At 67.9% G+C, this 25,107-nt stretch carries 21 protein-coding genes and 1 pseudogene; 11 read left to right on the forward strand and 11 right to left on the reverse strand.

Features of this window, described 5'->3' with window-relative positions; all coding sequences use genetic code 11:
* Nucleotide 1 precedes the first annotated feature (1 nt).
* Genes GC106_RS02635 through GC106_RS02645 form a run of 3 tightly spaced genes read right to left on the reverse strand, consistent with a single transcriptional unit; the run spans nt 2 to nt 3,767 of the window.
* Nucleotides 2–982 (reverse strand): ABC transporter permease, encoded by a 981-nt coding sequence (locus tag GC106_RS02635; RefSeq protein ID WP_173123892.1) that lies wholly within the window; start codon nt 980–982, stop codon nt 2–4.
* Nucleotides 979–2,082 (reverse strand): ABC transporter ATP-binding protein, encoded by a 1,104-nt coding sequence (locus GC106_RS02640; protein WP_246364626.1) that lies wholly within the window; start codon nt 2,080–2,082, stop codon nt 979–981. Before GC106_RS02640 ends, GC106_RS02635 begins: the two co-directional genes overlap by 4 nt.
* Nucleotides 2,083–2,093: 11 nt before the next feature.
* The gene (locus GC106_RS02645) at nt 2,094–3,767 is read right to left on the reverse strand and encodes an ABC transporter substrate-binding protein (protein WP_173123896.1); all 1,674 of its coding nucleotides are present in this window, start codon (nt 3,765–3,767) and stop codon (nt 2,094–2,096) included.
* 379 nt (nt 3,768–4,146) lie between these two features.
* On the opposite strand from GC106_RS02645, the gene GC106_RS02650 reads away from it, so the two are divergent.
* On the forward strand, nt 4,147–5,370 hold the full coding sequence (locus tag GC106_RS02650; RefSeq protein ID WP_173123898.1) for an ROK family transcriptional regulator: 1,224 nt from the start codon (nt 4,147–4,149) through the stop codon (nt 5,368–5,370).
* A 528-nt stretch (nt 5,371–5,898) separates the two neighbouring features.
* Complete coding sequence (locus GC106_RS02655) at nt 5,899–7,086, forward strand: RICIN domain-containing protein (RefSeq protein ID WP_376777688.1); 1,188 nt, start codon at nt 5,899–5,901, stop codon at nt 7,084–7,086.
* Nucleotides 7,087–7,160: 74 nt separating this feature from the next.
* Here GC106_RS02655 and GC106_RS02660 read toward each other — a convergent pair whose 3' ends face one another.
* Nucleotides 7,161–8,222, reverse strand: coding sequence for a glycoside hydrolase family 99 protein (locus tag GC106_RS02660; RefSeq protein WP_173123902.1), 1,062 nt, complete (start codon nt 8,220–8,222; stop codon nt 7,161–7,163).
* Between the two features lie 435 nt (nt 8,223–8,657).
* Between GC106_RS02660 and GC106_RS46985 the strand changes: the two are divergent.
* Nucleotides 8,658–9,239, forward strand: a pseudogene (locus GC106_RS46985) (response regulator); the annotation flags it as partial.
* On the opposite strand, the gene GC106_RS02665 reads toward GC106_RS46985, so the two are convergent.
* From GC106_RS02665 to lanKC, 4 genes are all read right to left on the reverse strand, one after another.
* Nucleotides 9,168–10,982 carry an ABC transporter ATP-binding protein gene (locus GC106_RS02665; protein ID WP_173123904.1) on the reverse strand — a complete coding sequence of 605 codons (1,815 nt, stop codon included), beginning with the start codon at nt 10,980–10,982 and terminating at the stop codon, nt 9,168–9,170. The pseudogene GC106_RS46985 and the gene GC106_RS02665 overlap by 72 nt on opposite strands.
* Nucleotides 10,979–12,631, reverse strand: a complete 1,653-nt coding sequence (locus tag GC106_RS49195) for an ABC transporter ATP-binding protein (RefSeq protein WP_173123906.1) — start codon at nt 12,629–12,631, stop codon at nt 10,979–10,981. The genes GC106_RS02665 and GC106_RS49195 overlap by 4 nt, the downstream gene beginning before the upstream one ends.
* Before the next feature lie 84 nt (nt 12,632–12,715).
* Nucleotides 12,716–12,868, reverse strand: coding sequence for a SapB/AmfS family lanthipeptide (locus tag GC106_RS02675; protein WP_173123908.1), 153 nt, complete (start codon nt 12,866–12,868; stop codon nt 12,716–12,718).
* A 23-nt stretch (nt 12,869–12,891) separates the two neighbouring features.
* A complete protein-coding gene (gene lanKC, locus GC106_RS02680; protein ID WP_173123910.1) occupies nt 12,892–15,471 on the reverse strand; it encodes a class III lanthionine synthetase LanKC in 2,580 nt (859 codons plus the stop codon).
* Between the two features lie 379 nt (nt 15,472–15,850).
* Here lanKC and GC106_RS02685 point away from each other — a divergent pair, with 379 nt between their 5' ends.
* From GC106_RS02685 to GC106_RS02695, 3 genes are read left to right on the forward strand one after another with little or no spacing between them, the layout of a single operon-like run.
* Nucleotides 15,851–16,729: a class I SAM-dependent methyltransferase gene (locus tag GC106_RS02685; protein WP_173123912.1), complete on the forward strand. Its 879-nt coding sequence runs from the start codon at nt 15,851–15,853 to the stop codon at nt 16,727–16,729.
* Between the two features lie 21 nt (nt 16,730–16,750).
* A complete protein-coding gene (locus GC106_RS02690) occupies nt 16,751–17,215 on the forward strand; it encodes a MarR family winged helix-turn-helix transcriptional regulator (RefSeq protein WP_173123914.1) in 465 nt (154 codons plus the stop codon).
* Nucleotide 17,216: 1 nt separating this feature from the next.
* Nucleotides 17,217–17,654 (forward strand): OsmC family peroxiredoxin, encoded by a 438-nt coding sequence (locus GC106_RS02695; protein ID WP_173123916.1) that lies wholly within the window; start codon nt 17,217–17,219, stop codon nt 17,652–17,654.
* 90 nt (nt 17,655–17,744) lie between these two features.
* Here GC106_RS02695 and pcaG read toward each other — a convergent pair whose 3' ends face one another.
* Genes pcaG through GC106_RS02710 form a run of 3 tightly spaced genes read right to left on the reverse strand, consistent with a single transcriptional unit; the run spans nt 17,745 to nt 20,154 of the window.
* Nucleotides 17,745–18,266 (reverse strand): protocatechuate 3,4-dioxygenase subunit alpha, encoded by a 522-nt coding sequence (gene pcaG / locus GC106_RS02700; RefSeq protein ID WP_173123918.1) that lies wholly within the window; start codon nt 18,264–18,266, stop codon nt 17,745–17,747.
* Complete coding sequence (gene pcaH, locus GC106_RS02705) at nt 18,263–18,967, reverse strand: protocatechuate 3,4-dioxygenase subunit beta (protein ID WP_173123920.1); 705 nt, start codon at nt 18,965–18,967, stop codon at nt 18,263–18,265. The genes pcaG and pcaH overlap by 4 nt, the downstream gene beginning before the upstream one ends.
* A gap of 11 nt (nt 18,968–18,978) precedes the next feature.
* Nucleotides 18,979–20,154, reverse strand: a complete 1,176-nt coding sequence (locus GC106_RS02710; protein ID WP_173123922.1) for a 4-hydroxybenzoate 3-monooxygenase — start codon at nt 20,152–20,154, stop codon at nt 18,979–18,981.
* A gap of 72 nt (nt 20,155–20,226) precedes the next feature.
* Between GC106_RS02710 and GC106_RS02715 the strand changes: the two genes are divergently transcribed.
* From GC106_RS02715 to GC106_RS02735, 5 genes are all read left to right on the forward strand, one after another.
* A complete protein-coding gene (locus GC106_RS02715) occupies nt 20,227–20,982 on the forward strand; it encodes an IclR family transcriptional regulator (RefSeq protein ID WP_173123924.1) in 756 nt (251 codons plus the stop codon).
* A gap of 571 nt (nt 20,983–21,553) precedes the next feature.
* Nucleotides 21,554–22,354 carry a CoA transferase subunit A gene (locus GC106_RS02720; RefSeq protein ID WP_173123926.1) on the forward strand — a complete coding sequence of 267 codons (801 nt, stop codon included), beginning with the start codon at nt 21,554–21,556 and terminating at the stop codon, nt 22,352–22,354.
* Entirely contained in the window at nt 22,351–23,067 is a 717-nt protein-coding gene (locus GC106_RS02725) for a CoA-transferase subunit beta (RefSeq protein ID WP_173123928.1), read from the forward strand. Before GC106_RS02720 ends, GC106_RS02725 begins: the two co-directional genes overlap by 4 nt.
* Nucleotides 23,068–23,071: 4 nt before the next feature.
* On the forward strand, nt 23,072–24,319 hold the full coding sequence (gene pcaB / locus GC106_RS02730) for a 3-carboxy-cis,cis-muconate cycloisomerase (protein WP_312872368.1): 1,248 nt from the start codon (nt 23,072–23,074) through the stop codon (nt 24,317–24,319).
* On the forward strand, nt 24,316–25,062 hold the full coding sequence (locus GC106_RS02735) for an IclR family transcriptional regulator (RefSeq protein ID WP_173123930.1): 747 nt from the start codon (nt 24,316–24,318) through the stop codon (nt 25,060–25,062). The genes pcaB and GC106_RS02735 overlap by 4 nt, the downstream gene beginning before the upstream one ends.
* Nucleotides 25,063–25,107 lie beyond the last annotated feature (45 nt).

Here is a 25,107-nt window from a genome sequence, read left to right on the forward strand (position 1 = left end):
GTCAGCCCTCCCTTCGGGTACGCGGGTCGAGCAGCATGTACGCCAGGTCCGCGACGAAGTTGGCCAGCAGCACGGACAACGTGATGATCAGGAAGATGCCCTGCAGCAACGGGTAGTCCTTCGTGCCGACGCCCTGGAACAGCAGGAAGCCAAGGCCCGGGTACGAGAACACGATCTCGACCAGCAGGGTGCCGCCGACGATGAAGCCGAGCGACAGCGCGAAGCCCGACACGTTGGGCAGCAACGCGTTGCGGGCGGCGTAGCCGACCATCACGCGGCGCTCGGGCAGGCCCTTGGCGTGCGCGACGGTCACGTAGTCCTCGGACGCGACCGTGACCATCATGTTGCGCATGCTCAGGATCCAGCCCGCCATCGACGAGATCAGGATCGTGATCGCGGGCAGCAGGCTGTGCTGGACCGCGCTGCCGATGAACTCCCAGTCCCACGCGGGGGTCAGGCCGGTGTCGTACCCGTTGCCCGCGGGGAAGAAACTGTCCGGTCCGGTCAGCAACGCGATGGCGATCAGGCCGAGCCAGAAGTACGGGATGGACGACAGGAACGTCGTCACCGGGATGAGCGCGTCGATCCACGACCCCCGGCGCCACCCGGCCAGGGTGCCGAGCGTGGTGCCGATCAGGAAGCCGATCACCGTGGTGATGCCGACCAGCGCCATCGTCCACGGCAGTGCCTGGCCGATCACCTCGCCGACCTGGCTGGGGAAGAACGTGAACGACAGCCCGAGATCCCCGCGGAAGAGCTGGCCCCAGTACTTGACGTACTGCGACAGCAGGCTCTCGTTCGGGTCCAGTCCGAACAGGACGTACAGCGACTGCACGGCGTCACCGGTCATCTGGCCGCGGGACCTGGTGATCAGCGACTGCACCGGGTCGCCCGGCATCACCCGGGGGATGAAGAAGTTCAGCGTGATCGCGGCCCACGCGGTGAACACGTAGAACGCGACCCGCTTCAGCAGATAGCTCATGCGTGCTCCCCGCTGCGGGCGCGGCCGTCGGATGAGCCCGGCCCTGTGCCCGATGACTCGCTCGTGGCTTGTCCGTCCGCGTAGAGCCAGCACGCCGCGAAGTGCCCGGGGCCGTCGCCGATCTCGAACCGCGGCGGCAGCTCGGTCCTGCACCGGTCCATCACGTGGGGACAGCGCGGGTGGAAGCGGCATCCGGCCGGTGGGTTGATCAGGCTGGGCGGTTCACCCGTGCCGCGGTCCTTCTCACTCGCCGAGTGGGCGGCGATCTGGTCCGGGTCCGGCGCCGAGTCGATCAGCAGCTGGGTGTACGGGTGCGCGGGACGCTGGGTGACGGTCTCGCTGTCGCCGCCTTCGACGATGCGCCCGGCGTACATCACGATGGTCTCGTCGGCGAAGTACCGTGCCGAAGCGATGTCGTGCGTGATGTACAGGATCGCCAGGTTCAGGCGTTCCTTCAGGTCCCGCAGCAGGTTCAGCACACCGAGCCGGATCGAGACGTCCAACATGGACACCGGCTCGTCGGCGAGCAGCGCCTCGGGGTCCGCACCGAGCGCACGGGCGATCGCCACGCGCTGGCGCTGCCCGCCGGACAGCTCGTGCGGGAACTTGTCGATGTAGCGCTCCGGCGGCGTCAGCTGCACCCTCGTCAGCAGCGCCTCCAGCGCCTTCTCCAAGTCCTCCTTGGTCTTGCCTGCCCGGTCGTGGATCTTCAGCGCCCTGGTCAGGTGGTAGCGCACGGTGTGCACCGGGTTCAGCGACGCGAACGGGTCCTGGAAGATCATCTGGACCCGGCGCGAGTACGCCCGGAACCGCTTGCCGGACTTCACTGAGACCGACTCGCCGTGCAGCTTGATGTCGCCGGCGGTCCGGTCGTACAGCTGGGCGAGGAGCCTGGCCACAGTGGACTTGCCCGAACCGGACTCGCCGACCAACGCGGTCACCCGGCCACGACGCAACGTCAGGCTGACGTCGTCGACCGCCCGGACCACCCTGCTGACCTTGGAGAACACCTCCCGGCCGCGCTTGCGGACCGGGAAGTGCTTGGTCAGGCCATCGGCCTCCAGGACCACCTCGGTGGTCTCGGAGGCCGACGCCTTCATACCGCTCGCCGTCATGAGGCCGCGGCGGGCTTGAGGCTCATGATGATGTCCAGCGCGTTCTCCTGCGTCGGCTGCGCGGGAGCGTAGTTGTTCTGCTCGTCCGGCCAGCCGATCCAGTTCTTCGTGCTGTACTGCCCGCCGACGTTGCCCGCCGACGTGATGATCATCGGCATGTCCTCGACGAAGATCCTCTGCAGCTCGTTCATCGCCGCGGTACGTGCGGCTTCGTCGGTGGCGTTCGCGTAGGAGTTGAGCGCCGCCGTCGCGGCCGGGTTCTCGTACCGGCCGTAGTTGCCGTTGATGCCGCCGGTGCCGATCGGCTTGTACAGCGCACCGTCCATAATGGTCTGGTAGATGTCGTACGGCGTGTTGCCGTTGTTCGTCCACCGCATGGAACCGCCGAAGTCACCGGTGTCGATGGCCTTGCCCCAGGCGTCCTGGTTGATCTTCTCGACCGTGGCCTCGATGCCGATGCCCTTGAGGTTGTCCTTGATGATCTCCAGGTTGGTCACGTAGTCCGACCAGCCGGACGGCACGATCGTGCGGATCGTGACGGGTTTGCCGCCCGGGTCGAGCAGCTTGTCGCCCTGGTAGGTGAAGCCGTTGTCGGTCAGCAGCTTCTTGGCGCCCGCGACGTCGATCGTGGCCTTCGTGTCCTTGAACTCCGGCGCGATGAACGGCTCGCCCGCCGGGGTCGGGATACCCGTGATGTTGTCCACCTTCGGGTAGAAGTACCCGGCCTCGCCCTGGGTGAAGATGTCGTCGCGGTTGACGACCATGTTGACCGCACGGCGCAGGTACTTGTTGTCCCACGGCGCGATCTTGGTGTTGATGACCAGGCCGTGCACGCCGAGCGCGGCCGGGAACCACAGCTTGTAGTTCTTCGGGTCCTTGCTGGTGTAGACCGCCTGCGGGTTCGGGATGAAGACGTAGCTCCACTCGGCCTGGCCGGTGGCCAGTGCGGTGGTCTGCGCCTGGTTGTCGGTGTAGGAGGTGTAGCGGATCTCCTTGACCGCGGGGTTCCCGCCCCAGTAGCCCTCACGGGCGACGACCGTGACGGTCTGCGGGGTGAAGGTCTTGAGCGTGTACGGGCCGCTGCCGATCGGGTTCTTCACCGTCTCGGTGGCCGGCGCGGAGAACGTCGACCACTGGTGCTTGGGCACGATGAACTGCTCGTAGATCTTCTTCTGGTAGACGAACTGCGAGCTCTCGAAGCCCAGCGTGACCTCGTTGCCGGACGCGCTGATGTCCTTGTACTTGACGCTGTCGATGTTCAGGCCGGGGTTGTCGCGCAGCAGCTGGAACGTGTAGGCCACGTCCTCGGCGGTCAACGGCTTGCCGTCGGACCAGGTGACGTTGTCGCGGATGGTGAAGACGATCTTCTTGTAGTTGTCCGACCACTCCCACTTGGTGGCCAGCCACGGCTTGGTGTTCTCACCCGGCTTGATCTCGTTGTACATCACGAGCGGCTCGTAGATCGCCCGCATGTAGCCCGACTGGCGGGCAGCCGAGGTGTTCACGAACGGGTTGTTGTTCTCGGTCTGTGGCCCGTTGGGCATGCCAACGTTGAGCACAGTCGCCGAGCTGGTGTTGCTGGCCCCGCTGTTGCTGCTGCTGCAGGCGGCGAGGCTGGCCATCGACAGGATGCCAGCGAGGGCTAAGGCGGCAGTGCGCTTGGCTCGCATGGATCCTCCTTCGTGGTCTGGGTTCGGTTGTGGGAAGTACACGGGCACAACTGGACAACTCGCGAAAGTCAACCCGGCATGCGGCGGTGCCGGGGCTTCTACCCCTTGCGTGGCCTCCATGGACACGCTCTCACGGACGCCGGTCGCGCGCCGGCCAATGTTTGGCAGTCAACCGCGTGGCCGGGGTCACGTCAATAACGGGCAGGTTACGAAATGACCCTTAATTTTAGGCGTAAAGTAATCACCAGTTCACCTGACACTCACCCAGCCACTTCCCCTCGTGAGTGGAAAACCGGGTTCTAACCCGGATAAACACTCACGAGGGCATTTAGCCTGGTGGGGCATGCTGTTGCCGGCTTACGGCCAGAGAGGGGTAGTCATGGCTCCGAAGCGCACCACGGTCCGGGACCTGCGCCGCCACAACCGCTCCACCCTGCTCTCGAAGTTGTTCTTCGACGGCCCGCTCAGCAGGCACGAGTTGAGCCGGCTCACCGGGTTGAGCGCGGCGACGGTCAGCAATGTGACGGGGGAACTCGTCGAGGACCGGCTGATCATCGAGGCCGGACTGGTGGAGTCGGACGGCGGCAGACCGCGTGTGCTGCTGCGCGTCGATCCCCAGTACGGGCACGTGATCGGCATCGACGTCGGCGAGACCGGCGTCAAGGTCGAGCTGTTCGACCTGGCGATGAACCGGCTCGCCGCGGCCGACCATCCGATCAGGACGCCGAAGCCGGACCCGGGCGAAGTGGCCGAACAGATCGTCTCGGGTGTCAACCAGGTGCTTCGTTCGTCGGGCGTCGAAGAGCGCACGGTGCTCGGCATCGGCGTCGGCGTTCCCGGCACGGTCGAGCAGAGCGAGCCCGTCGTGGTGCACGCGCAGACGATCGGATGGGAAGGCGTCGCGCTCGAGCAACTGTTACGCGCGGGCGGGATCACGTTGCCGTTGTTCTTCGACAACGGCGCCAAGACGCTCGGTCAGGCGGAGATGTGGTTCGGCGCGGGCCGGGGCGCCCGGCACGCCGTGATCGCCCTGATCGGCTCAGGCGTCGGGGCCGCCGTGATCGCGGACGGCACCACGTATCGCGGATCCACCAGCAGCGCGGGCGAATGGGGCCACACGACCATTGTGTACGACGGCAGAACGTGCCGATGCGGCTCGCACGGCTGTCTTGAGGCGTACATCGGCGCCGAGGGAATCCTCGACCGGTACCGCAGGACGCGGGGCGGACGGGACCTGCCCGGCACCGACGAACAGTCCCAGTTGGACGCTCTGGTCGCGGCGGCCGTCCGGTCGAAGACCGCGGCCAAGGTGCTCGAGGAGACCGCGGGCTACCTCGGCGCCGGTATCGCGAATCTGATCAACCTGTTCAACCCCGAGCGGATCGTGCTCGGCGGCTGGGCCGGACTGGCCATCGGCGGCCGTCTGCTGCCCATGGTCCGTCAAGTCGCGCAGGCACATGCGTTACGGCATCCCTATGGCGTGACGTCAATAGAGCTCTGCCAACTGGGCCCGGACGCCGTCGCCGTCGGCGCCGCCACGCTGCCCGTCGCCGCCCTGCTTGACGAGGGCGCCGATCCCCGGGAGAACACGGCGGCCGCATGACGTGATCATCGCCTGGGATGGACCGGCGCGCCGCCGGTCCACTCAGGCCTCCCCTGCCGGAGGTCTCACCATCCGGTGGGCGCTGTCGGCCGTCCATTCCGGACAGCACAGACTGGACCATTCACACCACTGCCGTGCCGGCCTGTGGTGTGGGCCACAGGCAGGAAACACCGCGCACGCGCTCCGCGTCAAGGGCCCGGACAGCGGACCGCAGCCGACCTTCTGGCCGTCTCCGCAGCTCAGAGGCTTGTTCACGCCTTTTTTCGAGCTCGAAACAATCGCTTCCGCGATGCCGGGTAGCGCACTGGTCACGCCAGGTATTGCCGCCCTGGTCTAGACCATGCATACTGCAGACGATCGTACCCTGCTTTGGTTCAGCCACTGAAAAAACTAAACCGGGTCCTCGCGCACCCGCAGTGAGAACGCTCTCGCAACCCTGCACGAGAGGTGACGAAGATGTCCATCCGCCTGTCAACTCGGCGGACTCGGGCCGGAGCCGTGGTTTCCGCGGCTCTTGTGCTCGGTTCGATGCTGGTCGGTACTGCGCTCGGCACGCAGGCGGCCGCCGCCCCCGCACCCGACGTGAGCATCGCCGCGACCACGTTCGCCGACGAGTTCACCGGCGCGGCCGGAACTCCGGTCGACGGCAGCAAGTGGAACATGGAGGTCGGCGACAACGTCAACAACCACGAGCGGCAGTACTACACGAACCGCACGAGCAACGCGGCTCTCGACGGCCAGGGCAACCTGGTCATCACCGCGCGCCGGGAGAACCCCGGCAACTACAACTGCTGGTACGGCCGGTGTGAGTACACCTCCGCGCGGTTGAACACCGTCGGCAAGTTCAGCCAGACGTACGGCCGGTTCGAGACGCGGCTGAAGATGTCGCACGGCCAGGGCATGTGGCCCGCGTTCTGGATGATGGGCACCACCGGCGGCACATGGCCCAACAACGGCGAGATCGACGTCATGGAGAACGTCGGTTTCGAGCCGAACACCGTGCACGGCACCATTCACGGCCCGGGTTACTCCGGGTCCGGCGGGATCGGCGCCGCGTACACCGGCCCCCGGTTCGCCGACGGCTTCCACACGTTCACGCTCGATTGGTCGCCGAACCTGTTGATCTGGTACGTGGACGGCCAGGAGTACCAGCGCCGCACGCCCGCCGACCTCGGCGGCCGCACGTGGGTGTTCAACGACCGGCCGTTCTTCATCATCCTGAACCTGGCCGTCGGCGGTTACTGGCCGGGAGACCCGGATGCCAGCACGCCGATGCCGAACACCCTTGTGGTGGACTACGTTCGCGTCACCGACACGCCCGGCGGCGGTGGCGGAGGCGGCGGCCAGATCACCGGCCTCGCGGGCAAGTGCGTCGACGTCGCGGGCGCCAACACCGCCAACGGCACGCCCGTGCAGCTCTACGACTGCAACGGCACCAACGCGCAGCGCTGGACCCGGTCCGGCAACCAGCTGATGGCCCTGGGCAAGTGCCTTGACGTCTCCGGCGGCGGCACCGCCAACGGAACCGTCGTGCAGTTGTGGGACTGCAACGGAACCGGCGCGCAGCAGTGGGCCATCAGCGGTGCCAACGACATCGTCAACATCCAGGCCAACAAGTGCCTGGACGTCACCGGAAACAACTCGGCCAACGGCACAAGACTCCAGATCTGGGAATGCACAGGAGCCGCGAACCAGAAGTGGAACGCCGCAGTCTGACCGATTCCCTCGTGAGTGGTTATCGGGGTTAGAACCCTGATAACCACTCACGAGTCTTTTCCCTGACCGGCCGGTCAGCGGGTGTTGCCGGTGAACTGCCCGACCCAGTGCTTGGTCCGGTCCAGATAGGCGGTCTCCGAGTCGGCCCCGGTCCGGCCGTATGCTCCGTTGTACGTCAGGTATCCGTGCCCGGCAGGCGGGTTCGACCTGGCCGGTTCGATGATCGACCCTTCGTGCCATTCGTTGAAGGACGTCACCGAGACCCACGCCGGCGCGCCGCCCGTCGCCGGGTTGAGCGCGTTGCCCCACTGCCTGTCGTACATCGCGCCGTTGTCACGGTTGACTGTCGGCGTGGTGTTCCCCGGCACCGCACGGTCGTCGATGTAGCCGGGCGCGACCGACGGCGCCCACACCAGGCCGTTGGCCTTGCAGAAGTCCGACGCGGTCTTCCAGCCGGGCGCGGTCGCCCCGGCGATGCCGTCGTAGGTGTACATCCCGCCGAAGTGCGCGACCTTGGTGGTGTCAGTGGTCTGGGCCAGCACGATGCTGGTGGACCTGACCCGTTCCAACGGGCTCCAGTCGGTGATCCGCAGGCTCTCGAAGACGTAGAACGCGCCACGGTTGCCGTACGCGGCGGACCGGTAGAACGCCGGACTGCTGCCGTACTTGGCATTGATGTAGTCGATGTCGGCGACTGTGGACTCCGCGGTCCGGCCGGAGTACGGCTCGAGGTGCCAGGCGACCTTGATGCCGTGCCGGGCCGCCGACGCCAGCACCACCGGGGTCACGTTGTCCTCATAGGACTTCTGCCCCCACCAACTGGTCACGATCGTGCCCGCGCCGGAGCGCTGGACCCACCGCATGTGCTGGTCGACGACCGCGGTGTCGGCGGAGTCGTACGCACCGAGCGCCGGGTAGAAGTCCGCACCGACGTCTTCCGGCGGCGTCCGGCCGCCCTGTTGCCAGTGCCGGTAGTTCCCGTTCACCGACGGGCTTCCGTACCACGGGTAGTAGAAGAGATGGACGTCAGCCGCGACCGCCTGCGCAGCCGGGCCCGCCGACGCGTGCGGCGCCGGTACCAGACCCAGGGTGAGCAGGAAGACCAGCAGGCCGACAATGCTTCGCAGGGTTCGCATGTCCGTCCGCCCTCACTCCTCCGGCGACGTTGCCAGATAACGACCGATAGTAAGTTCAACGCTCTAACTAAGGCAACATCTCAACGAGATGGCGCAAATTTCCGACGAAAGTTGGGCATCTTCGCTGCTGTCGCCGCCCACCGAACGGCCTAACCCCTGTCACCTCTCAGGACCCGGTGAGCGCTTGACAAAGCGGCGCTCCGGCCGGTGAAACGGCTTCCGCGGACGAAGCGGATTCCCAGGCCCGGCCTCTGAATCGGCGTTATCCCGGAGACCACCGGATTCGACGGCCCACCGGTTGGTTGTTCGCGCGATTGCTCCGTTCGTATGAGCCGGGCCCGAAGCGGAAGAAGCGCGGGTAACGGGCAAATGTCCAAGCCGTATCTAGGGATCGCGTGGGGAGCTCGACAGGAGCTGGAGAAACAGGGAGGTCTCATGTCTGCAGGGCCGCGACTCAGCCCCGAGACGGCCGGACACCCGGCAGCCGATCCGGACGTGATCAAGGTGCTGCTCGTGGTGGACATGGATCTGTTGCGGGACGCGCTGGTGACGCTGTTGTCCGACCAAGGTGACATGGAGGTCGTCGCGGACCTGAAGTGCGACGACAACGTGATCCCGATCGCGAGCCGGATGCGGCCCGAGGTCGCGGTGATCGACGTGGACGTGCCGTGCACCCGTGGCCTGGCCATGATTCCGGAGCTTCGCGCCCGGCTGCCACACCTCAAGGTGGTCGCGCTGGCGGCGGCCCGGCCGCCGGGCCTGATCCAGCGAGCGCTCACCGCCGAGGTACTCGGGCTGGTCGACAAGAACGCCTCCGCGGACCGGCTGCTGGCCGCGATCCGTGGTGCGGCACAGGGTTCTCAGGTGGTGGACGTCAACCTGGCGGTCGCCGCGCTCGCGGCCGGGCCGAACCCGTTCACGCCACGGGAACTCCAGGTGCTCCGATTAGCCGCCGACGGTGCCTCCGGACCGGAGATCGCCTCCCGGCTCTCGCTGTCCAAGGGGACCGTGCGGAACTACCTGTCCAAAGTGATGAGCAAGACGTGTGCCCGTACCCGCATCGACGCCATCCGCATCGTCCGTGAGGCCGGGTGGTTGTGACCAGTCCCAGTGTCCCCATAGATCGCGGTACAGCGCCGACCCGCGGACCAGCGAGGCGTGGTCCCCGATCGCCGCGCTGACGCCGTCGAGGACGAGAATCCGGCCGGCCCGCCGCGCCGAGCTGATCCGGTGGGCGACCACGACGAGGGTTCCGCCTCGGCGCGCGAACGCCTCCTCGGCCCGTCGTTCGGCCACCGGGTCGAGGTGACACGTGGCCTCGTCGAGCACCACGAGCCGGGCTTCGCTCAGATATGCCCGGACCAGCGCGACCAGTTGCCGCTCACCCGCGGAAAGCCCGGCGGGGTCGAGCTGTTCGCCGATCCGCTCGACCAGATCACGTGCACCGACGGCGTCGACAGCGGAGTCGATCTGCGCGTCGGTCGCGTCCGGCCGTAGATAGGTCAGGTTGTCCCGCAGGGTGCCGGTGAAGACGTAGGCCTCCTGGGGGATCAGCACCCGGTCCGCGGCGTCGAGGTCCGTGGCCGGGACCCCGCCGAACCGGATGGTGCCGGCGTCCGGCGTCCGGAGCCCGCAGACCAGGGCGGCCAAAGTGGACTTCCCGATCCCGCTCGGGCCCACCACCGCGAGGTGTTCACCCGGCCGGACGGTGAGATCGAGATCCCGGAGCACCGGTTCGGCATGCGGCCCGTACGCGAAGGTGACGTCCTGCAGGATCAGGTCGTCGCCGTGCCGCTCATGCCGTTTCGGCGCCTGCGCCGGCGGTACCGTCGTCTCGTCGAGGATGCGGCCGAGCGTGACGACGAACCGCAGCCCGCTGCCGCCGACACCGGCGATCACCGCCTGCAGGGCCGGTTGCAGTCCGGAGACGACGTACGTCAGGCCGCCCATGATCACACCGGCGGTGAGGCCCTGACCGGCCAGCCACGGTCCGGCGACCAGCAGGGCCACCAGTGGAAGCCAGCCGCCGACGGCGAAACACACCGTGCGCAGCGCGGCGACCTTGGCCAGCGCGCGGTCGGCGTCGGCCTGGGCCTGGATCGCACCGGAGACCATGGCGGCCGCGTGCTCCTCCGCTCCGCACGCCACCACGTCCCGCGTCCCGGCCAGCACCGACCCCGCGGTCGCGGCGAGCTTTTCCTCGGCCAGCACCGACACTCGTTGCTTGGCCGCGGCGAAGCCCAGGGTGGCAAGGAATGCCACGAAGCCGAGCAGGAACGGCGGCAGGATCAGCGGCAGGATCGCGGGCGCCAGCGACAGCAGCCCGATGACCACGCCGACGACTGTGACGAGAAAGCCGCGGATCACCACGATCAACCCGGCGTAGGTGTCCCGGACGATCTCGACCTGCCGGGTGAGCCGGGCCAGCGCGCCTTCGTCCGGGTGCCCGGACACGGCCTTGTCCAGCGCACTGCCGACCACCCGGCGGACAAGGTCGTCACGGAACGGCTCGACCAGGTCACCGAGGCGCTGGAACACCATGCGCGATCCGGCCGAGCCGATCACGGCGGCCAGCATCAGCCCGGCCAGCCAGCCGAATCCGACGACCGGCCGGCCGGCGAGGAATCCGGCGTCGACGGCGTTGGCCACCGCCAGTCCCGAGATCGCGGCGGGCAACGCCTCCGGAACCGACCAGCCGATCAGCGCGAGCGCGGGCCCGGCGCGCAACGCGGCCACGCCGAACCGCACTTCGCGCTTCACTCGGCTGCTCCGAAGACGTCCCGGTACGCGGGGTCACGCCAGAGGTCCGCGTGCGTACCGGTCGCGCGGACACGGCCGGACTCCAGCCAGACGACGAGGTCCGCGTTCGCCGCGGTGGCGACCCGGTGGGTGACGATCAACCGGGTGCGGTGGCCGTGGTCGGCGGTCAGCGTCCGGCCGATCTGCATCTCGGTCACCATGTCCAAACTGGACGTCGCGTCGTCCAGCACCAGCAGCCGTTCGGCGTTCCACGCGCGGGCCAGGCCCAGGCGCTGGGCTTCGCCGCCGGACATCGGGGCTTGCGCGAGCGGCGTGTTGTACCCCAGCGGCAACCGGCTCACGAACTCATGCGCATGTGTTGCCTCGGCGGCGGACCGGACAAGATCGAGGTCACGCCCCATCCCCACGGCGTCGGCGACGGTCCCGCCGACCAGGACGGGACGCTCGAACGCGCAGCCCACGGCTCGGCGCAGCTCATCGCGCGTCAGGTACTTCATCGGCACGTCGTCCAGCAGCACGTCTCCGCTCGCCGGTTCCTCCAGCCGGGCCGCGACAGCCGCCAGGGTCGACTTCCCGGCGCCTGAGCGGCCGACGACCGCGACGGCCTTGCCACCGGGCAAGGTCAGCGAGACGTCCGCAAGGATCTCCCTCTCTCCCCTGTGGACAGTGACGTGCCGGAACTCCACCCGGCCTTCGCCTTCCGCCAGCCGGAGGTGGCCATAGCCGATCGCGGCGGTGCCGAGCACCTCGGCGGCCCGGCCGGCACCGGCCCTGGCCCGGGCCAGTCTGCCGAAGACACTGGTCATCCCGCCGAGCCCGGCGCCGAGTACCGCGTACTGCACCGCGGCGAACAGTTCCCCCGGGGTGATCCGTCCGTCCAGCAGGGCCATACCGCCCGCGGCCAGCACGGCCACTGTCACGAGTGGACCGACGACGCCGGCTTGGGCGACCGACCGGGACAGCACACGCCAGCTCGCCATTCCCTGGTCGTGCAACGCAGGCAGCTCACCCAGCACGCGGCGCTTCTCGTCCCGCGTCGTGCCGGCGGCCGCGATGGTGCGGGCCCCGGCCAGCGATTCCGCCAGCCGGGCCGCGATTCTGCCTTGGACCTGCTGGTAGGACGTGATCACCTGAGCGGTACGGCGGGTGAACGCCCGCAGTACCAAGGCGACCAGCCCGACGCCGGCGAGAAAGGCGGCCGCGAGCCAGGGATCGATCACCACGAGCAGGACGAGACTGCCGGCAGGTGGCAGCACCGCCATCCACACGGTGACGACGGCCGGGCCCGCCTGGGCGGCGTCCACGGCGTTCCCGGACACCCGGGTGACCAGATCGCCGGTGTCGAAGCGACGGTTCGGCCCGACGGCGAGCAGGTGGGTGATCAGGCGCTCGCGCAGCCACGCGGTGGTGCTCGCGACACACGCCACGCCGGCGAACGAATCGACCAGATCGCTGGCGATGCCCACCGCGATCAGCAGCCCGGCCGCCACGAGCCAGGTGCCGCCGGAGCCGCCGGTAACGATCGCGTCGACGGCTTTGCCGAGAACCGTCGGCAAAGCCAGTGTGCTCGCCGTACCGACCAGCGCGGATGTGCCGATCACCGGAAGCCAACGGCCACCGTGCCGGGCGATCGCGCCGAACGTCGTCACGTCGAGCTCCTATAGTTGGGGCGCGACCCCGGGGCGAGCGACAGTCGTCCCGGAGTCGCGCTGCTCAGCTGTCCGCGGTGGGCGTCAGTGGCAGATCAGCAGCGACAGGCCGGAGGTGCCGCCGCACAGGGTGAGGCTCAGGTTGCTCGGGCAGCTGTGGCCGCTGTTGGAGCTGCCGCCGCCGTGGCCGCCGGTCTGCGGTGCGGCTTCCATGCCCTGCAGGTCGAGAACAGACATTTTGTGCTCCTTGTCGGGGGTTTTCACGAACCCGCGCCGGCCGGCGCGGGGGCCTGAGGTGCCGTGCGGCGCGAGGGCGCCAGCAGTGGCAGGTGGACCGGCTCGTCGTGCAGAGCCATCCCGACGGCGAGCAGCACACCGGCGGTGCCGGTGGCCAGGTCCATCGAGAGGCGCAGCAAGGCCGTGCCGGGGAACGCCATCCCGCCGGCGTACGGCAACGCGTGCCATGCCAGGTCACGGATCTGCCTGGTGACCAACGGATCGGTGCCGGGCAACCGCCCGGCCAGGTAGGCGAGGATGCCCGCGCGGCCGGTGAACAGTCCCGGCAGGATGTACATTGTGGACGTCGCGGCTTTCTCGATGCCGCGGTTCGCCTCGGCGAACTGGTCGTCGTGCCTGCGGGCCAGGTACTCGTCGACGACCATCCCCAGGCCGACACTGCCGCCGTCCAGATACGGCATCGTGCGCCAGCCCTCGTTGACCTCCAGAACGCCGTTGTCACGCAGGAAACAACGCTTCAGGTCCTGACGTAACGCGTTGGCGGCACGGTCAAGGAAGTTCGAGTCACCCGTGTCGTCGTAGGCACGCAACAACAACAGCGCCTGCCCGGCACGTCCACGGAACAGTCCGGCGTGCGGGTGTATGCCGCCGCTGATCCCGGAGTCGTCCTCGTCGTCCGGTCGCTCCGCGACCAGCTCGGCGGCCCGCAGCGCGGCCTTGCGCAGCACCGGCTCGCCTGTGCGGTCGGCGAAGTGCAGCAGGTTCAGCCCGATCCCGGCCAACCCGGCGAACAGATCGGGGCCGAACGACTCCCACTTCTCCCGCAGGCAGATGTCCAGTGTGTCCAGTGCCTCCTGACGGTAGCCCAGGTGCTCCATGGTGAACGCGGCGCCGTGCAGGCCGTCGAACACACCGATCCGGGAACCGCCCTCGGGGTTCTTCGCCCGGCTGACGAGCCACTGCTCGAACTGTTCGTCGCGGTAGCCGCCGGTGGCCGACAGGGCGTAGAGGACACCGGCGGCGCCGTGCGCCAGGCCAAGCCCGCCGAACCCGAACTGCCTGGGATCACCAGGAAACAGCCGGTCGTCGCGGTCCGGTGTGGCACTCGCGACGATCGAGCGCACCATTTCGTCCCGCACCTTCGGCCACCCGGCGGTGTCCGTCGGCAGGCTCGGGCTCGGGGTCGGCGGGGTGTCCACCGGGACGATCACCTGGACGCCCTTGTCCAGGAACGCCCGCGACACCGGGAAATGCCCGGCGATGATCTCGGCGAACTGCCGGGCCTTCACCCGGTGCAGGCCGAGCAGGTTCGTCATCGGCAGGAAGAGCGCGAGCCGTAAGCAGGCCACCGCGTACTCGTCGACGCCGAACCCCGTGACTGACCGCGGTGCGGTGAAACCAGGGTTGCCCAGACCGGGCCGGACACCTTCCTCGACCGGCGCCGCGACCTCGTAGTCCAGCAAGGCGATCGTGTCGTCCGCCCGGACCATGATGTTGAACAGGTGCAGGTCGCCGTAGACGATCCCGCGCTCGTGCACGGCGGCCATGGTCTGCTCGACCTGCCGGTGGATGCTGACCGCCCAGTCGGCGAAGTTCGCGTGGTCCTCGTCCGTCGCGGCCGGGTCGATCAGCGGGTACCGCATGGTGATCGCCTTGCCCAGCACGTCCCCCTTGACGTACTCCATCACCATGAACCGGTGTTCCCCCAGCCAGAACAGGTCGTGCACCTGAGGAATGCCCGGAATTCCGGCAAGCCTGCGCAGGATCTCGTGCTCGCGTTCGAGCCGGCGCACGGCGTCGTGCCCCCAGGCGTCCAGGCCGGCGTGCGGGCGGGCTTCCTTGAGCACGACCTCTTCGCCGGTCCTGGTGTCCCTGCCGACGTAGATCCCGCCGCCGTTGGAGAAGTGCACGACGCTGTCGAACGTGTACGGCAACCCCTGAACTGTGACAGCGTTTCGGGCTGCCATGTGCGGTTCGAGGAAGGCGGGCAGCGTCACCCACGGCGGCATGTAGAAGACCGGATCGCGCCGGTCGGGCACGAGCGTCCCGTCCGGCCGCGCGATCGCGTCGACCACCTCGCCGTTGTCGTCCACTGTGTACCGGTTGACGAACGCGCCGTACCGCACGAACAGCGGTCCCTTGCCCCAGCGCAGATCGCTCAGGATGTACGGACTCGGCTCGCCGTCGAGCAGCTCACCGAGGTCGGTCAGAATCCGCTCGCAGTGGGCGTCGTCCTCGGGGTAGATCGTGACGAGCTTGCCGCTGAACCCACGCGGCGCGTACTTGGAGACTCGCGCCACGAGGGCCGACCGTGACCGGAGGAACTTGAACGTGATGCCTCGCGGCACGCAGTAGTCGAAGATCTTGTCGATCACGCGGCCGGCGTTGTCCGGCGTCGCCGAGGCGTGGATCTTCCAGCCCTGCAGCTGCGTTTTCGCCGCCCCGGAGTCGAGTACGAACCAGTCGTCCTGCTCGCGCCGCGTCCACCCGTCCGGTAATGGGCGGTCCGCGGTCGCGAACGACTCTCCGGCCGTCTGCTCGGAGTGCATCGCGTCGTAAAACGACGGATCCGCCATGCAGTAGGCCTCGTACTCCTCGTTCATGGTCGCAATCGTTGTTACCGACCGGCGGGAGGCATAGTGAGTTGCGTCATCAGTAGCCGACGCGCCTGTCACGAGGTTGCCGGTGCGTTTTTCACACCCCCTGTTCCGGGCCGTAACGCTCCGATCATCCAGCGCGATGCCACTTTTGACGAACGGGCTGGTCACCAAAGCCCCCCGTGGTGGCCGTCCCGTCCGTCAGGACATCAGCCCACGGCGTACTGAGCCTCAGCAGGTGTCCCCTCGTGAGTGTTTATCCGTGTTCTAACACGGATAAACACTCACGAGGTCTGACCAGCCCGAAGGCAACGAGTTCCGCGTCTTCCCTCCTGCCGACTAATTCGGTGGATCGCCCGGTGACCGGGTGGTTAGCGTCGGCAGAGTGATCTACGAGCATCCATTGGCGTATGTACTCGGTCTCGAGGGTGTCGCCTTGCTGCAGGGGTTCATCGGCGAACACGACCGGGAGTTCGTGGACGCCAGGCTGGCGGAGATTCGTGAACTGCTCGCGGACGAGCGGCTGACGCAACCCGTCGAGGTCACCCAGGTGAGCACAGTGGACGGTTATCGGACCTGGTCGGCCCGCTACGACGAACCGGACAACGCGGCGTTCGCCGTCGACATCCCGATCGTCACGGGCATCCTCGACGACCTGCCGGTCGGCGTGGCGTTGGACGCGGCGTGCGGCACCGGCCGTTACGCCGAGCTGCTCGCCGAGCGCGGACACCGGGTGATCGGCGTGGACAGCTCGCCGGACATGCTCGCCCTCGCCCGCAAACGCCTGCCCGGCAGCGATTTCCGGCAGGGCGACCTGCACTCCCTCCCGGTCGGCGAGGAAGTGGACGTGATCACCTGCGGGCTCGCGCTGACACACAACCGCGATCTCGGTCCGATCTTCGCCGAGTTCGCCCGGGTGCTGAAACCCGGCGGGCACCTCGTCATCGCCGACATCCACCCGGACGGCGTGCTGCGGGGCTCGATTCCTACCGTACGGGGCCCGAACAACGAACCGGCACGGTTGGTCACCTACCGCCACTCGATCGGTGACTACCTGCGTGCGGCGCTTCAGGCAGGGCTGGTGCTCCGGCGGTGTGACGAACCCAGGGCGACCGGCGGCCCGCAGCCCAAGGGCACGGAGATCGGCCCGTGGGACGTCTGGCCTTGGTCGCTGGCGGCTTTGGTACCCGAGGCGGCGCACGCCGCCGCCGGGCCGCAGCTGGTCGTCTGGCACTTCCAGGCCGATACCTTGCGCACGATGTAATCGCACGCTAGGGTTCGTGTCATGGCCAGTCCGGATGCCAGGAACCTTCTTCTGCTCGACGAGCAGACCTGCTTCGCGCTGTACGCGGCTTCCCGGGCGGTCACGGACGTGTACCGGCCATTGCTGGCCGAGCTGGACCTGACGTATCCGCAGTACCTCGTGATGCTGGTGCTGTGGGAGCGCGACAACCAGCCGGTCAAGCAGATCGGTGCCGCCCTTCACCTCGACTACGGCACCGTCTCCCCGCTGCTCAAGCGGCTGGAGACGCGTGGGCTGGTGCAACGCAGGCGACAGGCGGACGACGAGCGAAGCGTCGTGGTGAGCCTGACGCCGGAAGGGATCGCGATGCGCGAACGCGCCGAGGCGATCCCCCCGGCCATCGGATGCGCGCTGGGCCTCGACGAAGAGGACAGGCGCACGCTCATGGACCTGTTACGGCGTGTCACCACATCCGCCCGGAACACCTCATCCGAAGGAGATCACTGAGATGCCAAGCCGCGACGCGACCACACGCTGGGAAGGCGACCTGCAGACGGGAGGCGGCACCGTCACCCTCGACTCGTCGAACGCCGGGCAGTTCCCGGTCACCTTCCCGGCTCGTACCGGCGACCCGGAGGGCATGACCAGCCCGGAGGAGCTCATCGCCGCCGCGCACTCGTCCTGCCTGGCGATGAACTTCACCGGCACGATCAAGAAGGCCGGGTACACACCGGGCACCGTGGACGTCAGCGCCGAGGTCACGCTCGGCCCGGACCCCGAGGGCGGCTTCAAGATCACCGAGATCGCGATCACGCTCGTCGCCAAGGTCGAAGGCCTCGACAAGGACAAGTTCGCCGAGCTGGCGGCGACCGCCGAGCGCACCTGCCCGGTGACCAAGGCGCTGGCCGGAACCACCATCACGCTGGACGCCTCCCTCGCGGAGTAGCCCACCCGTAACCCAACCACCCCTCGTGAGTGTTTATCCGTGTTCTAACACGGATAAACACTCACGAGGGGTTACCTGGGGGTTTGACGGTTACACGTCGAAGAACACGGTCTCGTTGTCGCCCTGAAGGCGGATGTCGAAGCGGTACCCGTCGTCGGCCGGCTGGGCGATCAGCGTCCGCCGCCTGCCCGGGTCCACACTGGACAGAACCGGATCCGAAGGGTCGTCGGCGAAGTAGATCCGCGTGACCACCCGGTGCAGCAGGCCGCGGGCGAACACCGAGACGTCGATGTGCGGAGCCTGCCCGGGAATCGCCCCCGGCAACAAGGTCAGGATCCAGTAGTTGCCGTCGTCATCCGTCGGGCAACGCCCGAAAGCACGGAACTCCTTGCGCAACGGGCCGGAAGGGTCGTCCGGGTGGTCGAAGTGGCCGTCCGGATCGGCCTGCCACGTCTCGATGAGAGCGTCGGGGACCGGCTGTCCGGCGCCGTCGAACACCGTGCCGACGATGCGGATCGCCCCAGGCGTGCCTTCGGGAACGACGGTCGGGCCGTCCGCCCAAGGCAGGCCGATCGACAGGAACGGGCCAACGGTCTGCGAAGGAGTGCTCATTCGTCATCGACCTCCTGCTCGAACGGTGTGGCGTCCCGGCCACGCAGCACGATGTCGAACGAGTACGCCAAGGCCCAGTTCGGCACGGTCCGGGACCAGTCGAACGACGAGATCATCCGGGCGCGGGCCTTCGGGTCGGGCACCGAGTTGAAGATCGGGTCCTGGTCGAACAGCGGGTCGTCCGGGAAGTACATCTGGGTGACCAGGCGCTGCGTGAACGACCGGCCGAACACCGAGAAGTGGATGTGCGCGGGCCGCCAGGCGTTGTCGTGGTTCTGCCACGGATAGGCGCCCGGTTTGATCGTGGTGAACGTGTACCTGCCCTCGGCGTCGGTCAGCGTCCGGCCCACACCGTCGAAGTTGGGGTCGACCGGGCTGGGCCACCGGTCACGGACGTGGTTGTACCGGCCGCCCGCGTTGGCCTGCCAGATCTCCACCAGCGAGTTCGGCACCGGCCTGCCGTTCCCGTCGAGCAGCCTGCCGTGCACGATGATCCGCTGTCCCTGGGGTTCACCGGCGTGCTGGGCGGTCAGGTCGTTGTCGTTGGCGCCGAGGCGTCCTTCGCCCAGCAGCGGACCGGTGATCTCGGTCAGCTTCTGCGGCAACAGAACCGGGCGCTGCAAGGGGTGCCGCAGCTTGGTCGACTTGTACCCGGGGCTGTCCAGCGGCGGGTGGGTGCCGGGCGCGTCGCGCAGATACAACGGATCTCCTCCTACGGGAACGGCAGGCCGACGTAGTTCTCGGCGAGACTCGTGGCGGCGGCGGTCGATGAGGCGGTGTACCGCAACTGGGAGAGCTGCAGCCGGTGCTGGAACGCGTCGGCGTCGTGCGCCCGGTGCAGCATGCTGGTCATGTGGTACGAGAAGTGCTCGGCACGCCAGACCCTGCGCAAGCAGGTGTCCGAATAGGACTCGACCAGGTCGGTCCGGTTGTCCTGGAGCAACGCCTTGAGGGCACGGGAGAGCACGAGCACGTCGGCCATCGCCAGGTTCATCCCCTTGGCGCCGGTCGGCGGCACGATGTGCGCCGAGTCGCCCGCGAGGAACAATCGCCCGTACCGTAAGGGTTCCACGACGAAGCTACGCATCGGTGACAGCAGCCGTTCCAGGATCGGGCCTTCGTGCAACGAGAAGTCACCGGAGCTGGCGAACCGGGCGTGCAGTTCCTCCCAGATCCGCGTGTCCGGCCAGTCGGCCATCACGTCGGACGGGTCGACCTGCAGGTAAAGCCTTGTCACCTCGGGCGTGCGCATGCTGTGCAGTGCGAACCCGCGTTTGTGGTTGGCGTAGATCAGCTCGTCGTGCGCAGGCGGCGCCTTGACCAGAACGCCGAGCCACGCGAACGGGTAGACGTGGTCGTACACCGTGAGCGCACTGTCTGGAATGGACGGACGGCTGACGCCGTGGAACCCGTCGCAGCCCGCGATCACGTCTGCCTCAAGCTCCTGCGCGGCACCGTCGACGTCCTTGTAGGTCACGCGCGGCCTGTCGCCGGTCAGGTCGTGCAGCGCGACGTCGGACACCTCGAAGTGGATCTGCGCGCCCGCGTCGAGCCGGGCCGCGATCAGGTCCTTGACGATCTCCTGCTGGCCGTAGACCACGATCGTGCGGCCGGTGAGGTCGGTCAGCGCGATCCGGTGGTCCTCGCCGTCGAACCGCAGCACGATGCCGTGGTGCGGCATCCCCTCCTGGTCCAGCCGATCGGCCAGCCCGACCTGGCGCAGCAGTTCGACCGTCGGGTGCTCGCAGACACCCGCGCGGACCCGTTTCTCGACATAGTCACGGCTGCGGTTCTCCAGGACCACCGAATCGATGCCGTCCAGCCAGAGCAGGTGGGACAGCAGCAGCCCGGCCGGCCCGGCTCCGACAATGGCCACCTGAGTGCGCATGACGAGAAGAGTTGCCGAAAATCGCCACGTCAGCGACTCCGGTTTCCACTCACCGGAAGGCACACTGTCGGTATGACAGGCGAGTCGGTGGCGAGCCGGGTGTTCCGGCTGCTGGACGCGTTCAGCGAGACCAAACCCGCGCTGACACTCTCCGAGCTCAGCTCGCTGGCCGGTCTGCCGTTGAGCACCACACACCGGCTGGTCAACGAGCTGACCGAGTGGGGCGGGCTGACCCGTGGCACGGACGGCCGGTACCGCATCGGGCTGCGGCTGCTGGCGATCGGATCGCTCTCACCAGGCAGTTTGAGCCTGCGTGAGCGGGCGATGCCGTTCCTCGAAGACCTTTACGAGGCCACCAGGCAGAACGTCCAGCTGGCCGTCCGGGACGATCTCGACGCCGTCTACCTGGAACGGATCTCCGCACGCGGCGCGGTCAGCATCCTGACCAGGGTCGGCAGCCGGATGCCGCTGCACGCGACCGGCGTCGGCCTGATCCTGCTCGCCCACGCCGACGACGACGTGCGGGAGCGCGTGTTCGCGGCGCCGCTGGAACGGTTCACCGAGAAGACGATCTCCAGCACGCGACAACTGCGGGAGGTCCTCGCCGCGGCCAGGCGCGACGGGTACGTGGTCAGCGACCGGCAGATCGAGATGATCACCCAGTCGATCGCGGCGCCGATCCGGGACGCGTCGAACACCGTCATCGCGGCGTTGTCGATCGTGGTCCCGGTCGAGACCGACGCGCACACGCTCGTACCCGCGGTCCGAGCCGCTGGTCACGGCATCTCCCGGGCGATGGGCTGGCGGCCCAAGGCCCTCAGGCGCTGACGCGGACCTCGACGCACCGACAGCCCCCGGTGAGCTGCCGGCACTCGAGAACCAGCTCGTGCGTGTCGACTTCCAGTTCGACGCAGGTGATGTCAGTGCACTCGGCTGTGCCGTCGCCGTGCATGACCAGACTGCCGTGACAGTGGTCAGTCCCCCGACTGCACAGCACGCATTCGGTGGAAGGCATGCACCCCGTACTACCGCATCAGCCGTGCCGAGCCCCGTCGACACGCCGAGCGGTCAGTGATCCGCGTCGTCTTCCGCGCGACCGATCAGTTCTTCGATCTCCCACTGCCCGAACAGCTCGCGCAGTTCGTCGAAGATCGGCGTCTCCCCCACCGTGGCGTGCGTCATTGGTCCCCTCTCCCTTCACACAGCGTGTGCACCCGCATCCCCCACGAGAAGCACATCTGTCACCCATATGACGTAAGGAGGCTCCATTTCATTCCGCCCTGTTGCTGTGATCTACGTCCCATTTGTCACCCTCGGTTCATCCTGCGAGAATGTTCGGAAGACGAATACTCGTTCGCAATGCGAACACTGCGAACATTGAGGCGCACACGGAGGCGGAATGGCGTCCATAACGTCGCTGGCCGAGGCCGTCGCCGACCTGGTGCACGACGGCGACCAGGTCGCGCTGGAGGGCTTCACGCACCTGATCCCGTTCGCGGCCGGGCACGAGATCATCCGCCAGGGCCGCAAGGGCCTCACGTTGGTGCGGATGACCCCGGACCTGATCTACGACCAGCTGATCGGCGCGGGCTGTGCGCGCAAGCTGATCTTCTCGTGGGGCGGGAACCCGGGCGTCGGTTCGCTGCACCGGTTCCGTGACGCCGTGCAGCACTCGTGGCCCGTGCCGCTGGAGATCGAGGAACACAGCCACGCGGGCATGGCCAACCGTTACGTCGCAGGAGCATCCGGCCTGCCGTTCGCGGTGCTGCGCGGGTACACCGGCACCGACCTGCCCAGGCAGACCGACACGATCAAGCCGATCACGTGCCCGTTCACCGGGGAGACGCTCACCGCGGTGCCCGCGCTGAACCCGGACGTCGCGATCATCCACGCCCAGCGCGCGGACCGGAAGGGCAACGTGCAGCTCTGGGGCATCACCGGCGTGCAGAAGGAAGCCGTGCTCGCGGCGAAGCGGTCGCTGGTCACGGTCGAGGAGATCGTCGACGAACTCGAACCGAGGCCGAACGCGGTCACGTTGCCGAGCTGGGTGGTCACCAGGGTCGCCGAGGTACCACAAGGCGCCCATCCCTCCTACGCGCACGACTACTACGTGCGGGACAACGAGTACTACAAGGCATGGGACGGCATCGGCCGCGACCGGGAAGAGTTCCAGCGCTGGCTTGAGGAGGTCGTCCGATGACGTACACGACTGACGAGATGATGACCGTCGCGGCCGCACGCGTGCTCAAGGACGGCACATCCTGCTTTGTCGGTATCGGACTGCCGAGCACCGCCGCGAACCTGGCCCGCGCGACGCACGCACCGGACCTGGTGTTGATCTACGAGTCCGGCTGCATCGGCGCGAAACCGGACCGGCTGCCCCTGTCCATCGGAGACGGAATCCTCGCCGAGACCGCCGACTCGTTGGTCAGCGTGCCGGAGATCTTCAACTACTGGCTGCAGCCCGGCCGGATCGACGTCGGCTTCCTCGGCGCGGCCCAGCTCGACCGGTACGGCAACATCAACACGACGGTGATCGGCGACTACGCCGACCCCAAGGTGCGGCTGCCCGGCGCGGGCGGCGCCCCGGAGATCGCGGCGTCGTGCAAGGAGGTCGTGATCGTGGTCCGGCAGAGCCGCCGGACGTTCCTCGACAAGCTGGACTTCATCACGTCCGTCGGCCAGGACGACCGGTCGGCGTTCTCCGGCGCGGGACCACGGATGATCATCACGGATCTCGGGGTGCTGCGACCGGTCGACGGTGAGTTCACGCTGACCCAGCTCCACCCGGGAGTCGAGGTCTCCCAGGCGATCGAGGCCACCGGCTGGGATCTGAAGGTGTCGCCCGACCTGGCCGAGACACCGCCACCGACCGGCGCCGAGTTGACGGCGTTGCGCAAACTGGCAGGCTGATCCCGTGTTCGCGGCACTGTTCGGCTCGCGGGACGACCAGGCTTGGCTGACGGCCATGGTGGACGCCGAGAAGGCGCTCGCCACGGCCCTGGCCAGGACGGGTGTGATCCCTGAGCGGGCCGCTTCAGAGATCGCGCGTGTCCCGGCCGACTTCGACCTGGCCGAGCTGGGCCGGCAGGCCGTCAGCGCGGGCAACCCCGTCGTGCCACTGGTCCGCCGGATCAGGGAACGGGTTTCGGCCGAGACGGCCCGGTTCGTCCACTTCGGAGCGACCAGTCAGGACATCATGGACACGGCGGCCATGATGGTCGCCCGGAACGCTGTTTCGGCGATGCTGGCGGACGTGGACGCGGCTGCCGACGCGTGTGCGGAACTGGCCGACGAGCACCGGCGCACTGTCATGATCGCCCGGACGCTCATGCAGCACGCGTTGCCGACGACCTTCGGGCTCAAGTGCGCCGGCTGGCTGGTGGCTCTGGACGAAGCGGCCGCGAATCTCCGGCGCCTCCGGTTCACCGCACAGCTCGGCGGCGCCGTGGGGACGTTGGCGGTGTTCGCCGACACGGATGTTCCTCGCCTGTACGCCGAGGAACTCGGCCTGGCCGAACCGGTGATCCCCTGGCACACCGACCGGACCAGGATGGGCGAACTCGCCGGAGCGCTCGGCGTGCTGGCCGGCGTGCTCGGCAAGATCGCGGTGGACGTGACCCTGCTGGCCCAGACCGAGGTCGGCGAGGTGGCCGAGTCGTCCGGCGGTGGTTCGTCCACCATGCCGCACAAGCAGAACCCGGTCCGGTCGGTTCTGATCACGGCTGCCGCCAGGCAGATTCCCGGTTTGGTGGCGACCATGTTCGCCGCGATGCCGCAGGAGCACGAGCGGGCAGCGGGTGCCTGGCATGCTGAATGGGAAACGCTGAATTCACTGTTCAGCATTCTGGGCACAGCATGCACGCGTACCCGCGAACTGGTGACCGGCTTGCGGGTGGACCGCGACCGGATGCGCGCGAACGTGGACATGACGGGCGGCCTGGTGATGGCCGAGGCGGTCGTGACCGCGCTGGCCCCGGCGATGGGCCGGGCCGCGGCCTCGGAGGCGGTGACCGAGATCGCCAAGTCCGGGCGCCCCTTCCGGCAGGCGCTGATCGACGACCCGCGGATCGACTTGTCCGAAGAGGACATCGACAAGGCGTTGGACCCGGCCGGGTACCTCGGTTGCGCCAACGAGTTCATAGATCGGGCGTTGCGGCGATGAGCGACTTCGTGCAGTCCTTGGAACGCGGGCTCGCGGTCATCCGGGCCTTCGACGCGGACCACCCGGAGATGACGCTCAGCGACGTCGCCAGGGTCACCGGCCTGACCAGGGCGGCGGCCCGCCGGTTCCTGCACACGCTGGTGGACCTGGGTTACATGCGCACCGACGGCCGCCTGTTCGCCCTGCGCCCCAAGGTCCTCGAGCTCGGGTACTCGTACCTGTCCAGTCTTGGCCTTCCGGACGTCGCCCGGCCGCACCTGGAGAATCTCGCCGCCGAGGTGCACGAGTCGTGCTCGGTGTCCATTCTGGACGGTAAGGAGATCGTCTACGTGGCCCGGGTACCGACCAAGCGGATCATGAAGGTGATGATCGAGGTCGGCACCCGGTTCCCCGCGTACGCCGCGTCCATGGGCCGCGTGATGCTCGCCGCCCAGGACGACACCTGGCTCGACGAGTTCCTCAGCACGACGCCGTTGACGCCGATGACCGACCGGACGATCACCGACCCGGCAGAACTGAAGGCGGAACTGTCCCGGGTCCGTGACCAGGGCTGGTGCATGGTCGACGAGGAACTCGACCGCGGCCTGCGCTCCATCGCCGCGCCCATCCGCAACCAGGGCAAGGTCGTGGCGGCCGTGAACATCTCCACCCACGTCAGCAGGCCGCTCGACAGCGTCCACGACGACCTGCTCCCGCCCCTCCTCGCCACAGCCCAAGCCATTTCCGCAGATCTCCCCTCGTGAGTGTTTATCAGGGTTAGAACACGGATAAACACTCACGAGGGGTGA

This window comes from Kibdelosporangium persicum (genome assembly GCF_013280595.1).
GTDB classification, from domain to species: domain Bacteria; phylum Actinomycetota; class Actinomycetes; order Mycobacteriales; family Pseudonocardiaceae; genus Kibdelosporangium; species Kibdelosporangium persicum.

Bases quoted from the DNA above. Each gene is read 5' to 3' on its own strand.
- GC106_RS02735 (WP_173123930.1), top strand. From the start codon at position 24,316: ATGAGCGACTTCGTGCAGTCCTTGGAACGCGGGCTCGCGGTCATCCGG.
- GC106_RS02690 (WP_173123914.1), top strand. From the start codon at position 16,751: ATGGCCAGTCCGGATGCCAGGAACCTTCTTCTGCTCGACGAGCAGACC.
- GC106_RS02725 (WP_173123928.1), top strand. From the start codon at position 22,351: ATGACGTACACGACTGACGAGATGATGACCGTCGCGGCCGCACGCGTG.
- GC106_RS02660 (WP_173123902.1), bottom strand. From the start codon at position 8,222: ATGCGAACCCTGCGAAGCATTGTCGGCCTGCTGGTCTTCCTGCTCACC.
- GC106_RS02655 (WP_376777688.1), top strand. From the start codon at position 5,899: ATGCTGGTCGGTACTGCGCTCGGCACGCAGGCGGCCGCCGCCCCCGCA.
- GC106_RS02720 (WP_173123926.1), top strand. From the start codon at position 21,554: ATGGCGTCCATAACGTCGCTGGCCGAGGCCGTCGCCGACCTGGTGCAC.
- GC106_RS02640 (WP_246364626.1), bottom strand. From the start codon at position 2,082: ATGAAGGCGTCGGCCTCCGAGACCACCGAGGTGGTCCTGGAGGCCGAT.
- GC106_RS02710 (WP_173123922.1), bottom strand. From the start codon at position 20,154: ATGCGCACTCAGGTGGCCATTGTCGGAGCCGGGCCGGCCGGGCTGCTG.
- GC106_RS02645 (WP_173123896.1), bottom strand. From the start codon at position 3,767: ATGCGAGCCAAGCGCACTGCCGCCTTAGCCCTCGCTGGCATCCTGTCG.
- GC106_RS02635 (WP_173123892.1), bottom strand. From the start codon at position 982: ATGAGCTATCTGCTGAAGCGGGTCGCGTTCTACGTGTTCACCGCGTGG.
- GC106_RS02715 (WP_173123924.1), top strand. From the start codon at position 20,227: ATGACAGGCGAGTCGGTGGCGAGCCGGGTGTTCCGGCTGCTGGACGCG.
- GC106_RS02650 (WP_173123898.1), top strand. From the start codon at position 4,147: ATGGCTCCGAAGCGCACCACGGTCCGGGACCTGCGCCGCCACAACCGC.
- pcaG (WP_173123918.1), bottom strand. From the start codon at position 18,266: ATGAGCACTCCTTCGCAGACCGTTGGCCCGTTCCTGTCGATCGGCCTG.
- lanKC (WP_173123910.1), bottom strand. From the start codon at position 15,471: ATGAACGAGGAGTACGAGGCCTACTGCATGGCGGATCCGTCGTTTTAC.
- GC106_RS02695 (WP_173123916.1), top strand. From the start codon at position 17,217: ATGCCAAGCCGCGACGCGACCACACGCTGGGAAGGCGACCTGCAGACG.
- GC106_RS02675 (WP_173123908.1), bottom strand. From the start codon at position 12,868: ATGTCTGTTCTCGACCTGCAGGGCATGGAAGCCGCACCGCAGACCGGC.